The organism is Kurthia massiliensis (assembly GCF_000285555.1).
Lineage (GTDB): Bacteria > Bacillota > Bacilli > Bacillales_A > Planococcaceae > Kurthia > Kurthia massiliensis.
The window spans coordinates 125,138-139,956 of record NZ_HE611001.1 but is presented as its reverse complement, the minus strand read 5'-3'; the positions used below and the strand labels follow the sequence as shown (position 1 = coordinate 139,956).

The following is a 14,819-nucleotide window of genomic DNA, read 5'->3' as shown; positions in this document are numbered from 1 at the left end:
GATGCCAGAAAAAATTTTAGAAGTAAAAGGATTAAAACAGCACTTCGGTTCAATTAAAGCGGTCGATGGGATTAGCTTTGACGTATACGAAGGCGAAACACTTGGCTTAGTAGGTGAATCAGGCTGTGGTAAATCTACGACTGGTCGCTCAATTATTCGCCTATATGACATTACAGACGGTCAAATTATATTCCAAGGTAAAGACATCCATGGCAAAAAGAGCAAAAAAGAGCTAAAGCAATTTAATCGTGATATGCAAATGATTTTCCAAGATCCATACGCTTCGTTAAACCCACGTATGACTGCTGGAGAAATCATCGCAGAAGGTTTTGATATTCATGGCTTATATCGCAACAAAAAAGAACGTCGCGAAAAAATTGGTTCATTGTTAGAAGCGGTCGGTTTAAACCGCGAGCATGCGAACCGTTACGCCCACGAATTCTCTGGTGGTCAACGTCAACGTATCGGTATTGCACGTGCATTAAGTCTAGATCCATCATTCATTATTGCCGACGAACCAATCTCAGCGCTCGACGTATCGATTCAAGCGCAAGTCGTGAACTTATTAAAACAATTACAAAAAGAACGCGGTCTGACGTACTTATTTATCGCCCATGATTTATCAATGGTCAAATACATTTCAGATCGTATCGCGGTAATGCGTCGCGGTAAAATCGTTGAACTCGGAACAGCAGAAGATATTTACAATCATCCTGTACATCCGTATACGAAGTCATTGTTATCAGCGATTCCGCTACCAGACCCGATTTCAGAATCAACGCGTACACGTATTCCGTATGAACACGAAGAAGTAGGAGACGATGCTTCAAGTCATGAAGTATTTCCAGGACACTTCGTTTACGGCACAGATGCGCAAATTAAAAAGTGGTACAAACATTAATTGTATAATGTTGAATAAAAGGTGTTTCAATCATTGTTGAAGCACCTTTTTTATACGCATAATTGTATGAATATTCCGAAAACCAAATTATTCCACTATATCTTTAAGTGCCAGCGAAATAGCTGTTTAATGGATAAAGAAGATAATTTTCTGAAAAATTTATATATTTGTTTTTTTCTGAAAAGGTTTTTGGTATAGTAGTAATAGTTACTGACGAAGTCGTAACGGAAAAAACGTCTTGAACAGACAGGGGGATAATTATGAAGAAAAAGTTCTCATTACTTACTTTATTAGCAGCAATCATGCTAGTATTGGCAGCATGTGGATTTGGCGGCGGAGACGATTCTGATTCAGGATCATCTGACGGCGGCGACAAATCATCAGACAAAACATTGAACTTATCAGTTACTTCTGAGCCACCATCATTAAATCCACAACTTGCAACAGATAGCACATCTGGCGCAATTATCAAAAACGTGTTCGAAGGTTTAACACGTGTGGACAACAAAGGTGAAGTTCAAATGGCAGCTGCTGAAGACGTAAAAGTTAGCGACGATAAATTAACTTATACGTTCACACTACGCGATGCAAAATGGTCTAACGGCGATGCAGTCGTAGCAGGCGACTTCGCTTACGCATGGAAATATGCATTAGATCCAAAAAATGCATCTGAGTATGCATCAATTCTTTACCCAATCAAAGGCGCACAAGCGTTCAACGAAGGTAAAGGCAAAGCTGACGACCTAGGTATTAAAGTCGTTGACGAAAAAACATTAGAAGTTACACTTGAAAACCCAACACCTTACTTCTTAGAATTAACAGCATTCTACACTTACATGCCTGTTAACGAAAAAGTTGTATCTGGTGAGAAAAACTGGGCTGCTGAAGCAGGCGACAAATACGTAACAAACGGTCCTTTCACATTAGCTGAATGGAAACATAATGATTCAATTACAATGAAGAAAAATGCAGACTACTGGGATGCAGATAACGTAGCACTTTCTACAGTAAACGTACAAATGGTTGAGTCTGAAGCAACTGCGAACCGTATGTTCGATAGTGGCGACTTAGACTACTTAGGTTCTCCATATCAAGTTGTATCTCTTGATAAAATGAACACTTACAAAGACCAAGGTATTTTAAAATCAGAGCCTTACGCAGCTGTGTATGAGTACAAATTAAACACAACTGAAGGTCCAACGAAAAACAAAAATATCCGTAAAGCATTAGCGATGTCAATCGACCGCGAAGCTTTAATTAAAAACGTACTAAAAGGTGGCCAAACACCAGCTATGGCTGATGTACCAGTGGCAATCGAAGGTTACGAAAACGATAACAACTTATTCGAAGGCAACAACGTTGACGAAGCGAAAAAATATCTTGAAAAAGGTATGAAAGAGCTTGGTATTAAAGACGCAAAAGATTTAAAAATCAACATCTCTATCAACACTTCTGAAGCACACGCAGCAATCGCGCAGTTCATTCAAGAAGGTTGGAAGAAAAACTTAGGTATCGAATCTTCAATCGATAACTCTGAATGGCAAGTTTACCTAGACAAAGTATCTGCACTTGATTACCAAGTAGCTCGTATGGGTTGGATCGCTGACTACAATGACGCTTACACATTCTTAGAGCGTTATGACACAGCGAAAAACGGTAACAACGATACTGGCTGGGAAAATAAAGAGTACAAATCTTTATTAGAAAAAGCAGTAAAAGAAGTTGATGAAGCAAAACGTACAACATATTTAAAAGATGCTCAAAAAGTATTAGCAGACGAGATGCCTGTTATTCCAATTTACTTCTACTCTAACGAATACGTTGCAAAAGACTATGTGAAAAACATGGCACCAGATAAACTTGGTAACGTAAGCTTAAAAGAAGTAGACATCGAAAAATAATTTCATGATTATGCATCCATAATCAAACAAGAAAGCTGTTTGTAATCAATGATTATGAACAGCTTTTCTTTGTTCAGAATTGCACCTTTTGTCCGCCACTCCGATTTGGGATACGTAATAGAATGGAGGATTTATATGTTGAAGTATATTTTGAAGCGGTTCGTCTATATTTTTGTCGCACTGTTTCTCATCGTCTCGATTACATTCTTTTTAATGCGGTTAGCACCAGGTAGTCCGTTTGCATCTGAGAAAAGCTTCCCGCCAGAAATCGAAGCACAATTAAACGCGGAATATGGATTAGATAATCCGTGGTATATCCAATACAAAGATTATTTAGTATCAACAGCTCAATTTGATTTCGGGGAGTCTATGAAATTTAAAGGGCGTTCAACGAATGATATGATTGCTGAAAGTTTTCCGATTTCATTAACGCTCGGTGTTGAAGCGATGTTAATTGCGGTAGGGCTCGGTGTGCTTTTCGGGGCCGTCGCAGCACTGTATCACAATCGTGGCATCGACTACATCGTAACGACGATTGCCGTACTAGGAATTTCTGTACCATCGTTCATTTTAGCGGGACTACTGCAATATTTCTTAGGACTCAAACTATCGCTATTCCCAATCGGGGGTTGGAACGGTTTTATTTATAGTATTTTGCCGGCAACTGCGATCGCCATTACGCATATGGGCTTCATTGCGAAACTCGTGCGCTCGTCGATGCTTGAGCAAAACAATAGTGAGTACGTGAAAATGGCTCGCGCAAAAGGTTTATCGAAATGGGGCGTGCTATTTAAGCACTCACTACGAAACGCTTTATTACCGGTTGTAACGTATTTAGGACCGCTATTTGCTGGGGTTATTACTGGTAGTTTCATCGTCGAGCAAATTTTTGCGATTCCAGGACTCGGTAAATATTTCGTCACGAGTATTACGAATCGTGACTACACCGTTATTATGGGAACGACCGTATTCTACGCGATCATTTTATTACTCGCTGTGCTCGTCGTCGATATTTTATACGGCTTTATCGATCCGCGTATTAAGCTTAAAGGAGGTAAAAAAGCATGACACAAATTCCGAAAGAAAAATTTACTGTCGTCGGTGGCAATCACGAAAAGACAGAACAACTTGCCACCAAATCCGTATCATTTTGGAAAGAAGTGTGGTTGCGCTTCGGACATAATAAACTTGCAATCGTCGGTGTATTTATTTTAGCAATCGTCGTATTAATGGCAATTTTCGTGCCGATTTTTTCTCCTTATAGCTATCGTGAACAGCTTGGCGTATACAATGCACCACCGTCTGCGAAACATTGGTTCGGCACAGATGACCTCGGTCGAGACGTTTTCGTTCGTGCATGGATGGGCGCGCGTATTTCGCTGTTTATCGGGATTACAGCCGCTGTCATCGATTTAATTATCGGCGTATTATGGGGTTCTATTTCAGGTCTTGTCGGTGGTCGTGTCGATGATATTATGATGCGTATTGCAGACGTTTTAACGGCTGTACCGTATTTATTAGTAGTCATTATCTTACTTGTCGTTTTAAAGCCAGGTTTAATTCCGATCATTATCGCGCTGTCGATTACAGGTTGGGTCAACATGGCGCGTATCGTTCGTGGGGAAGTGTTGTCGATTAAAAATCAAGAGTACGTACTCGCTTCTCGTACGCTCGGTGCAAGCACTGGCCATATTATTAAAAAGCATTTAATTCCGAATGCGTTAGGTGCCATTTTAGTAACGATGACATTAACGATTCCGAGTGCAATTTTTACCGAAGCATTTTTAAGTTTCTTAGGCCTTGGTGTACCGCAACCGATGGCATCATGGGGAACGATGGCGTCCGACGGTAACAACGCGATTGATACAGCGCCATGGCGATTGATTTTCCCAGCAGTATTAATTTCTTTAACGATCTTCGCATTTAATGCAGTTGGTGACGGTCTTCGCGATGCACTTGATCCAAAACTACGAAAATAGAGGTGACGACAATGGGTGAAACGATTTTAGAAGTGAAAGATTTAAAAATTAATTTTAAAACGTATGCGGGCCTTGTCCAAGCCGTCCGCGGAGTGAACTTTTCGTTAGAAAAAGGAAAAACACTCGCCATCGTAGGGGAGTCAGGTTCAGGGAAGTCCGTGACGAGCAATGCGATTATGAAGTTAATTCCACAACCACCAGCTATTTATGCGGAAGGTCAAATTTTATTTGAAGGACGCGACCTCGTAAAGGCGACAGAAAAAGAAATGACACACATTCGCGGGAATGATATTGCGATGATTTTCCAAGATCCGATGACCGCACTCAATCCGACGATGCGCGTAGGAAAACAAATCATGGAAGTCATTTTAAAGCACGATAGTTCCGTATCGAAAGACGCGGCGAAAACGCGTGCGATTGAACTATTAAACGAAGTCGGCATTCCTTATCCAGAAAAGCGTTTTAAACAATATCCACACGAATTTTCTGGCGGGATGCGCCAACGTGTCGTCATTGCGATTGCACTTGCAGCACAGCCGAAAATTTTAATTGCCGATGAGCCGACGACAGCGCTCGATGTGACGATTCAAGCACAAATTTTAGAGTTGATGAAAAAAATCCAACAGACGAGTGAAACATCGATTATTTTCATTACGCACGATTTAGGGGTCGTCGCAAATGTTGCCGATACGGTTGCTGTTATGTATGCGGGTCAAATCGTCGAGTATGGAACAGCAAATGATATTTTTTACAATCCGAAGCATCCGTACACGTGGGGCTTACTCGGTTCGATGCCTGATTTAGATAACGATGCTGACGAATTGTTACGAACGATTCCAGGTTCACCACCGGACTTAATACACCCACCAAAAGGAGACGCTTTTGCGGCGCGTAATGAATATGCAATGCAAATTGATTACGAGCAAGAGCCACCAATGTTCCAAGTGAGCGATACGCATTTTGCGAAAACGTGGCTCCTACATCCAGATGCACCGCACGTACCAGTGCCTGAAGAAGTACGCAAGCGCATCGAAGGATATTTAGAAGCGAATGCAGCGGCAGGTATTGAACTTGGAAAGGTGGGCGAATAATATGGCTGAAAAAATTTTAGAAGTGAAAAATTTAAAGCAATATTTCGGTTCGATTAAAGCAGTTGATGGCATTAGTTTTGACGTTTATAAAGGCGAAACGCTCGGGCTTGTTGGGGAATCTGGCTGTGGAAAATCAACGACAGGACGCTCAATCATTCGACTATATGATGTGACGGACGGTGAGATTATTTTTAACGGTCGACCGGTACATGATAAGAAAAATGCGAAAGACTTACGAACGTTTAATAAAGAAATGCAAATGATTTTCCAAGATCCGTACGCATCGTTAAATCCACGTATGACTGCTGGAGAAATCATCGCAGAAGGCTTTGATATTCACGGCCTTTATAAAAATAAAAAGGAACGTCGTGAACGTATCGGCATGTTGCTTGAGGCAGTCGGATTAAACCGCGAACATGCAAACCGTTATGCGCATGAATTCTCAGGCGGACAACGTCAACGTATCGGCATTGCGCGTGCACTTAGCTTAGAGCCATCGTTCATTATTGCTGATGAACCGATTTCTGCATTAGATGTGTCGATTCAGGCGCAAGTCGTCAATTTGTTAAAACAGTTGCAAAAGGAGCGTGGCCTGACGTATTTGTTTATCGCCCATGATTTATCGATGGTCAAATATATTTCAGATCGTATCGCTGTCATGCGTGCTGGTAAAATCGTTGAAATTGGTACGGCCGATGATATTTACAATTATCCCGTTCATCCGTATACGAAGTCGTTACTATCAGCGATCCCATTACCAGACCCATTATCAGAAGCGACGCGTAAACGTATCCCATACAAAGAGGAAGAGTTTTCAGGGGAACAAACGCTTCACGAAGTATTCGACGGTCATTTTGTTTATGGAACAGCTGAACAAATCGGGCGTTGGTACACCGGCAAAAAAGTGAAATTAACATGAGTACGAAATGGAAGAGGCATGTGTTAGACATGCCTCTTTTTTATGCGCGAATTTCGTCGTTCTTTGAAATTTCAGACTTTTAAAAAAAGAACTATGATACGATACTCGTATACATATTGATTAAAGGGGCTGTCTGTTGTGACAATTAAAACGGTAATTTTTGATTTAGACGATACACTTTTATGGGATAAGAAAAGTATTGCAGATGCGTTTGCGAAGACGTGTCAGTATGCGGCTGGGAAATATCCGCAAATCGAGCCAGCAACGTTAGAACAATACGTTCGTGAAGCAGCGCGTGCATTGTATGAAAGCTATGAAACGTACGACTACACGGTACAAATCGGTATCAACCCATTTGAAGGACTATGGGGTCATTTTGACGATCCGACAGATGGTTTCCAACAAATGAAAGCAATCGTGCCACAATATCGTCGTGACGCATGGACGCAAGGTTTAGCGAAATACGGCATTGACGATGCAACATTTGGCGCTGAACTTGGTGAACAATTTATCGCATTCCGCATCGAAAGCCCATGTGTTTACGATGAAACGTATGCTGTATTAGATGAATTAAAAGCGCAATATCAACTTATTTTATTAACGAACGGGGCACCGAGCTTACAAAATAAAAAATTAGAAATTACGCCAGAATTAGTTCCTTACTTCGATCAAATTATTATTTCTGGTGATTTCGGTATCGGGAAGCCAGATAAGTCAATTTTTGAACACGTATTAACGTTCACAAAAGGCAATGCAGATGAATGTATTATGGTCGGCGATAATTTAATGACAGACATTTTAGGCTCATCACGTGTCAATATGCGCAACGTATGGATTAACCGCGAAGAAAAAGCACCTAGTGACGTCGTAACACCGAGCTATGAAATTGATACGCTAACGAAACTAAAACCATTAATCGAAACATTATAGAACTTTTCCACAATCAAAAACGTTTGATAGGTGAAGGGGTCATCATTATGTTCAACATCACGAAAAAAATGTCTACTGTACTGGTTGCGCTCATGATTACATGTGCAGTCGTACTGTACCGTATATATCAAACATGAAAAAACAGCTCGCATCATGCGGGCTGTTTTTTTGATAAATGAGACAAAAAAAGCTGCGCATTATGCGCAGCTTTTTAAATGTATTGGATTATAGTTTGATTTCTTTTGCGTCAAATACGCCTTCAGTTGCGATAACGAAATCTAAGCTTTCAACAGTATTGTCGATTGCTAACATCATGATTGCATCGCCGCCTTCATCTGCACGACCTACTTGCATTGTCGCGATGTTGACGTTTTGTTCTGCTAAAGAAGTACCGACACGACCGATAACGCCTGGTTTGTCTGTATGTTTGATGAATAGTAAGTTGCCTTCAGGAACAACGTCTACTACGTATTGGTCAACTTGTACGATACGTGCGCCAAGACCGTTTAGTAATGTACCTTTTACAGAATGTTTATCGTTTTCAGTAACGATTTCAACTGTAATTGAGCTTAAGAAAGCACGTGCTTGCGTAGATTTTTGCTCGTTGATTTTGATGCCATTACGGTCAGCAAGGTAGCGAGCATTTACGTTGTTTACGTGGTTGCCTAAGTGACGAGTCAATACACCTTTAACAGTATTGTTTGTTAATGGACGTACGTCATAGTTTGCAACGTCGCCAGAGTAGTAGACGTTAATTTCAGTAATTGCTTCGTCTGATAAGTTTGTGACGAATGCGCCGATTTTTTCACCTAAATCGAAGAATGGTTCAACTTTTGCGACAACATCTTTCGGTACAGAAGGCATGTTCACTGGGTTTTGAACAGTACCGACTTTGAAGTAAGATAAAATGTCGTTACTTACGTCTACTGCAACTGATTCTTGTGCTTCAATTGTAGATGCACCTAAGTGAGGAGTGGCGATGACTTGTGGAAGATCTAATAGGCGGTTACCTACGAATGGTTCTTCTTCCATAACGTCTAATGCAGCGCCCGCTACTTTACCAGATTCGATCGCATTGTATAGTGCGTCCTCATCGATAATACCACCGCGTGCACAGTTCACAATACGTACGCCGTCTTTCATGACATTGAAGATATCTTCGTTAATCATGTGACGTGTAGAATCTAAAAGTGGTGTGTGTACCGTAATGAAGTCTGCTACTTTTGCAACGTCTTCTACTGAACCGTAATCAACGCCCGCTTTTTCAGCTTTTTCAGCAGTTAAGAATGGGTCGTACGCGATTACGTTCATACGGTTACCTTTTGCACGGTGTGCCACTTCTTGACCGATACGACCGAAGCCGATAACGCCTAATGTTTTGTTTTTCAACTCAACACCAACGTATTTTTTACGATCCCAGCGACCTTCTTTTAAAGAAACGAACGCTTGTGGAATGTGGCGAGATAATGCGAAAATCATTGCAGTTGTATGCTCAGCAGCAGAGTTTGTGTTACCGTCTGGTGCGTTGACAACGATAATCCCTTTTTCAGTTGCAGCTTCTAAGTCGATGTTATCGACACCGACACCTGCACGACCGATTAGTTTTAAATTATCTGCAGCTTCGATAATTTCGCGTGTTACTTTCGTTTGAGAACGAACTAATAATACGTCGTAATTTGCAATAATTGCTTTTAATTCTTCTGGTTGAAGGCCAGTTTTAATGTCAATGTTTAGATCAAGTTCTGTCTCCTGACGTAATGGGTAAATACCGTCTTCGCTTAGTGGGTCACTGATTAAAATGTTAATAGCCATCGTTAAATTCTCTCCTTATTGTGTCACAGTTGATATAGTTTTTTGTAAGTAAATTTGTTGAGCAGCGCGTGTACCAGCGCCAAGCTCAATTTGTTTTCCAACTTTCGTTAAGGCAATTTCAAATGCACTAATATATTGAAGGACATCAGCCGGTGAACAGTAGCCCATATGACCGACGCGGAAAATCGTATCGGTGAAAGCTTCTAATCCACTGGCAACGTCAATGTTGAAATCTGCTTTGAGCACTTGGCGGAACTTTGTTGCATCAAAATCTGTCGGCTTTACAGCAGTAACAGAAGGAGATGCATGTGCATCATCTACAAGTAAATTCACATCGAGTGCCTTAAATGCTGCACGCGTCATATCTCGCATGAGAAGGTGACGCTTATATACTTCGCTTACGCCTTCGTTTTCTAGTTGATCTAGTACTGCATCTAGCCCGTAAAATAGGCCAAGTGCTGGTGTGAAAGGGGTATTGCCTTTTTCAAGGGCATCTCGGTGCTTCGTTAAATCTAAGTAGTAGCCTCGTGAAGGATTTGCTTCAATTGCTTGCCATGCGCGCTCACTCACAGCGATAAATGCGAGGCCTGTCGGTAACATAAATCCTTTTTGAGAACCTGTTACGACGATATCTAAGCCCCATTCATCCATCTTCGTTTCAGCACAGGCGATGGCAGAAACACCGTCCGCAATGACAATCAGTTGATCGTTCAACGCGTGCAGTGCTTGTGCTAGTTCACCGACTGGATTTAAAACGCCTGTTGATGTTTCGCACAGTGTGGCATAAACTGCTTTGATCTCTGGATGTTGTTTGACGTAATTAACGACTTCATCTGTGTTAAAGGCTTGGCCCCATTCAACAGCGATTTCGTGTACGTCTAATTCATAGCTTTCGCAAATTTCGGTGAAGCGATGACCGAACACGCCTGTCGAGACGACGAGTACGGCATCTCCTTTAGAAGCGACGTTGACAACGGCGGCTTCTAAACTTGATGTACCACTACCGGCAACCATTAAAATATCTTGCGTCGTACCGAAGAATTTTTTCAGTCTAGGCTTAATATTTTGAATAATTTGATAAGTATTCGGCGAATGGTGCCCAGTCATTGCTTGCGTCATTGCGCGATTCACACTAGGTGGAACCGGAGTTGGACCTGGAATACGTAACACTTGGTAATCTTGTAACATAATTCGAAAGCTCCTCTCAAAGTGAAATATAAAAGCCTTCCATCCCTTACAATCGCAGACGAGTGTCTTTGAATGTAGGGGCGAAAGGCTAAATAAACATCATTTAGTAACGCGGTACCACCCTAATTTTCCTGTTCAACTAAAAAGAACTAGGCTTTGCTATATGCGTAACGTGCATGGGACGAATCTCCTTACTTTTGGATTTCGGGAGATCTACTCGAGAGTGGAACTTATAAATGAAACCACTGATTTGCACCGACCATCAGCTCGCTGTGAGGCTTTCAAAGTATAAGCATGTCTCTTTCAACGTATTTTTGCGTGATTTGAATTTAACACAATATTAAAGGTATTATTCAGCATTGTCAATAATAATTTGAAAAATAAATTTAAATAGTCTAAATATTACCGATTATTTTGTTTAAATACGAATATAAAATAACATTTATATAATTAATGTTCGTTCTTTTAGAAAGGACAGTGCATGCGATAAGCTGTTTTGCTACGTGCTTTTTAACTGTATTAGTTTAATTGAAAAAGAGGTAAATAACAGTTTTATCTGTCATTTATTGTATCATGTTTTTTATTTAGAAAAGTTAGAAAATTCTAAAATAAAGGAAGGATTTTCTACATGATGTCACGAATATAGTAAGAAGAGTGAATGACTATTCATAAAGAGGTGTTTACATGAACTATGAAACAATCGTGTGCGAAGTAAACGATCGTGTTGCAACGGTCACATTAAATCGTCCACAAGCGATGAATACATTAAACGAACAAATGGCAACAGATTTAGCGGAATGTTTCGAAGCACTACATGACACAAATGCGCAAATTGTCGTGTTACAAGGTGCAGAAAAAGTATTTTCAGCAGGCGGCGATATTAAAGCGATGCTCGGCACAGGAGATGAACAATTCGATATGGCCGGTGTGATGGCGTCGATTACACGTGCGGTGAAAGCTTGGTATACACTACCAGCGATCACGATTGCAGCAGTACACGGAGCAGCCGCGGGGTTTGGATTAAGTTTAGCACTTGCATGTGATTACGTATTAACCGAAAAAAATGCGAAGCTTGCGATGAACTTTATCGGTATCGGCCTGATTCCAGATGGTGGCGGACACTTCTTTATGAAAGAACGTGTCGGAAACGTCAAAGCGAAACAGATGATTTGGGAAGGGCGTATGGTCACAGGGGAAGAGGCTGTTTCGTTACAACTTGCAGATATTGCGGTAGAAAATGGCGACATTCGTCAAGCGACCGCTGCATTCGTAGCACAGCAACTGCAAACACCGTTACTTGCTAAAATTGAAACGAAAAAGTTATTAAATGGTGCGCAGCTCGAACAACTGACACAGTACTTATCGTTTGAAGGCCGTGTGCAGCCTCAAATGCGTCAGACGAAAGATCATATAGAAGGCATTCAAGCGTTCGTCGAAAAACGTCAGCCTGTATTTAAAGGGCAATAATAAAAGGAGTTCGCAACTGCGAACTCCTTTTTATCATTTAACAGTAAGCTTCTTCGTTTTATGAATCACTTTGCCGCCTTTTGATGACTTCGCATATACTGTGACCGTATACGTTCCTTTTTTCGTTGGTGCTTTAAACGTTGTCTTTTTCTTTGTTGAATAGTTTTGAATGATTTTATTTTTGCCGCCTTTTTCTTTAATGGCAACTTTATATTTAATCGACGTACCTTTTGCTTTATTCGTCACGGTTACTTTCGCTTTTGGCTTCACTTTCGCTTTGCTCAATTTGACCATTAAATTAGAAGCTTTTTTATAAGGTGCAGGCGTTGGTGTTTCAGATTCTGTAGGTGTTGTTTCTGGCGTTGTGGCCGGTGCATCGGTCGATGGTGTTGTTTCTGGCGTAGAAGGAGCTGGTGTAGAAGGCGTCGTTTGATCAGGTGTAGAAGGAGCTGGTGTAGAAGGAGCTGGTGTAGAAGGCGTCGTTTGGCCAGGTGTAGAAGGAGTCGTTGTGATTGGCGGCGCAATCGGTTCCTCATCCATTTCTAATCCAGCTTGGAATAAGTATTTAAATTCGATAAACGATTTAGAATCGTTAAAGGCTGGTGTAAATTCAATCGTATAGTTACCGGGTTTCATTGCCTCTGCTGTAATGAATAATGCATATGATGAATCGCCGACTAAATCACCGAATTTACTTTGCTGTACGACTTCACCTTTATCATTTTTTAAGACGAATGATGCGCCTTCATCCGGCATAATTAAAAAATCATCGCCTGTTTGACTGTCATAAAGTGTTGCGCTTAATTCAATTAACTCATTATTTTTCACTTGAATCGCATAAGTATGTGTTTTGCTTGATGCTAACGATGTACGTATTTTCCCGTTAATCGGTAATTGTGTGACTGCTTTCGTCGCCACGCTCGTCGTTACTGCCGTCTCTTGTGCTTGTACGCCTGGTGTAGCAAAGCTAAATAGTAATGCGCTTGCCGTTACTGCCGTTGCTAATTTTAATCGCTTCATTTGTCATCTTCCTTTCTGATGGGTGTTTTTCACACTCCTAGCAATATGAATACCCTATAATATGGTTTTTTATATAATTAATGTAAACTATTTACATATTTGAAAAGAAGAAAATTCATCTGTCACCTAAATCATTTGTCCTAAATATAACAAATGAGAATAAAAAAACAGGCATCCATGTTGAATACCTGTGTCCATCGTATGTTTCATCCATTAAACATGGAATAAAATCAGTTTTCCTTTGTTATTGACTAAACGGTGCGTTTTCTCAGAAAGTCCAAGTTCTTCGATTTTTTGACCACCTTGCTCTTTTGCAGCGTCGTCCGATTCAAACTCCCAATCCTCATCAAATAATGACTCGCCAGTCGCTTCAAATGCTGTAAAACGGTAAGTTGCCATATGTAACACCCCTAATTGTTTAAAATTTTAAATGAATACATATTCATTATACAAAAAACTGGAAAATAATTCATCAAAAAACTTGTCTCTGGTCATTTTGATGTCGCTAAAACGTCTGAAATGGTACAATAAAAGCGGTAAATAAAATTAGTGAAGCCAAGTATTTCGGCAAACTGAAGATGAAGGGGGACGAACTCCACATGAACGGTATTGCAACGTTAAAAGTAGGAGATTCAGTCGATCAATATTTATTGATTAAACAATCAACAAAAGGTGTTACAACAATGGGTAAACCATTTATGACCCTTATTTTACAAGATAAAAGTGGCAGCATTGAGGCTAAACTTTGGGATGCAGGCGACGAGCAAGTACGCCTATATCCTGCGGGTGGCATCGTTCATATCGGCGGTGAAATCCAAGATTACCGTGGCAAGATGCAGCTGCGTATTAAACAAATTCGTCCAGCCAATGACGAACAAATTAGCGTATCGGATTTAATTCAATCTTCGGAAACACCGAAAGAAGAATTATACGAAGAATTTAGCCAATTTTTCTTTGAAATTAAAAATCCAAACATTTCACGCATTACACGTCACGTCGTGAAAAAATTCCAAGAACAATTAATGACATTCCCAGCAGCGACAAAAAATCACCACGAATACGCTTCTGGTTTATTAGAACATGAAACGTCAATGCTACGTCTTGCAAAATCAATTTGCGATTTATACCCAACGTTAAATCGTGACTTATTATATGCAGGTGTTATTTTACATGATATCGGTAAAGTAATTGAATTATCAGGCCCTGTATCAACAGTTTATACAGCGAAAGGGAACTTACTAGGCCACATTAACATTATGGTCGCAGAAGTTGAAAAAGCCGCTGCTGAACTTGAAATCGATGGTGAAGAAGTGATGTTATTAGAACATATGGTACTGTCTCACCACGGTAAAGAAGAATACGGTAGCCCGAAAAAACCGATGTTACAAGAAGCAGAAATGCTTTATTACATCGATAATATCGATGCGAAAATGAACATGTTAAAACGTGCAATGAGCAAAACAGAGCCTGGTGAATTTACAGAGCGTCTATTTGCACTTGATAACCGTTCATTCTACAAACCAACAATTGATTAATAGAAAAAGCCAGCTGCGTGATGCAACTGGCTTTTTTTGCACAAAAAAAGGGAACGCCGAGGCGTTCCCTTTTATA

13 protein-coding genes and 1 other annotated feature are annotated in these 14,819 nt (G+C 40.5%); of the genes, 9 read left to right on the top strand and 4 right to left on the bottom strand.

Annotated features, from left to right (window positions below):
• Nucleotide 1 precedes the first annotated feature (1 nt).
• The 7 genes from KMHG_RS13545 to KMHG_RS13515 all read left to right on the top strand — a co-directional run bounded on the left by KMHG_RS13545 (nt 2) and on the right by KMHG_RS13515 (nt 7,721).
• On the top strand, nt 2–901 hold the full coding sequence (locus tag KMHG_RS13545; RefSeq protein ID WP_010290297.1) for an ABC transporter ATP-binding protein: 900 nt from the start codon (nt 2–4) through the stop codon (nt 899–901).
• Nucleotides 902–1,161: 260 nt separating this feature from the next.
• On the top strand, nt 1,162–2,802 hold the full coding sequence (locus tag KMHG_RS13540; RefSeq protein WP_010290295.1) for a peptide ABC transporter substrate-binding protein: 1,641 nt from the start codon (nt 1,162–1,164) through the stop codon (nt 2,800–2,802).
• 135 nt (nt 2,803–2,937) lie between these two features.
• Nucleotides 2,938–3,870: an ABC transporter permease gene (locus KMHG_RS13535; RefSeq protein ID WP_010290294.1), complete on the top strand. Its 933-nt coding sequence runs from the start codon at nt 2,938–2,940 to the stop codon at nt 3,868–3,870.
• Entirely contained in the window at nt 3,867–4,781 is a 915-nt protein-coding gene (locus KMHG_RS13530; RefSeq protein WP_010290293.1) for an ABC transporter permease, read from the top strand. Before KMHG_RS13535 ends, KMHG_RS13530 begins: the two co-directional genes overlap by 4 nt.
• Nucleotides 4,782–4,792: 11 nt before the next feature.
• Nucleotides 4,793–5,872, top strand: a complete 1,080-nt coding sequence (locus KMHG_RS13525) for an ABC transporter ATP-binding protein (protein ID WP_010290292.1) — start codon at nt 4,793–4,795, stop codon at nt 5,870–5,872.
• A 1-nt stretch (nt 5,873) separates the two neighbouring features.
• On the top strand, nt 5,874–6,791 hold the full coding sequence (locus KMHG_RS13520; protein WP_010290291.1) for an ABC transporter ATP-binding protein: 918 nt from the start codon (nt 5,874–5,876) through the stop codon (nt 6,789–6,791).
• Between the two features lie 138 nt (nt 6,792–6,929).
• Nucleotides 6,930–7,721, top strand: coding sequence for an HAD family hydrolase (locus tag KMHG_RS13515; protein WP_010290290.1), 792 nt, complete (start codon nt 6,930–6,932; stop codon nt 7,719–7,721).
• A gap of 225 nt (nt 7,722–7,946) precedes the next feature.
• Here the strand turns inward: KMHG_RS13515 and serA are convergent, their stop codons facing one another.
• The gene (gene serA / locus KMHG_RS13505) at nt 7,947–9,533 is read right to left on the bottom strand and encodes a phosphoglycerate dehydrogenase (RefSeq protein ID WP_010290288.1); all 1,587 of its coding nucleotides are present in this window, start codon (nt 9,531–9,533) and stop codon (nt 7,947–7,949) included.
• Nucleotides 9,534–9,548: 15 nt separating this feature from the next.
• The gene (locus KMHG_RS13500) at nt 9,549–10,721 is read right to left on the bottom strand and encodes a pyridoxal-phosphate-dependent aminotransferase family protein (RefSeq protein ID WP_010290286.1); all 1,173 of its coding nucleotides are present in this window, start codon (nt 10,719–10,721) and stop codon (nt 9,549–9,551) included.
• A 73-nt stretch (nt 10,722–10,794) separates the two neighbouring features.
• Nucleotides 10,795–11,037: a binding site (T-box leader), on the bottom strand.
• 368 nt (nt 11,038–11,405) lie between these two features.
• Here KMHG_RS13500 and KMHG_RS13495 point away from each other — a divergent pair.
• Complete coding sequence (locus KMHG_RS13495) at nt 11,406–12,188, top strand: enoyl-CoA hydratase (protein ID WP_010290284.1); 783 nt, start codon at nt 11,406–11,408, stop codon at nt 12,186–12,188.
• Nucleotides 12,189–12,221: 33 nt separating this feature from the next.
• Here KMHG_RS13495 and KMHG_RS19365 read toward each other — a convergent pair whose 3' ends face one another.
• Entirely contained in the window at nt 12,222–13,208 is a 987-nt protein-coding gene (locus tag KMHG_RS19365; RefSeq protein ID WP_010290282.1) for a hypothetical protein, read from the bottom strand.
• A gap of 213 nt (nt 13,209–13,421) precedes the next feature.
• A complete protein-coding gene (locus KMHG_RS13485; protein ID WP_010290280.1) occupies nt 13,422–13,607 on the bottom strand; it encodes a YhzD family protein in 186 nt (61 codons plus the stop codon).
• A gap of 200 nt (nt 13,608–13,807) precedes the next feature.
• On the opposite strand from KMHG_RS13485, the gene yhaM reads away from it, so the two are divergent.
• On the top strand, nt 13,808–14,743 hold the full coding sequence (gene yhaM / locus KMHG_RS13480) for a 3'-5' exoribonuclease YhaM (RefSeq protein WP_010290279.1): 936 nt from the start codon (nt 13,808–13,810) through the stop codon (nt 14,741–14,743).
• Nucleotides 14,744–14,819: the final 76 nt, after the last annotated feature.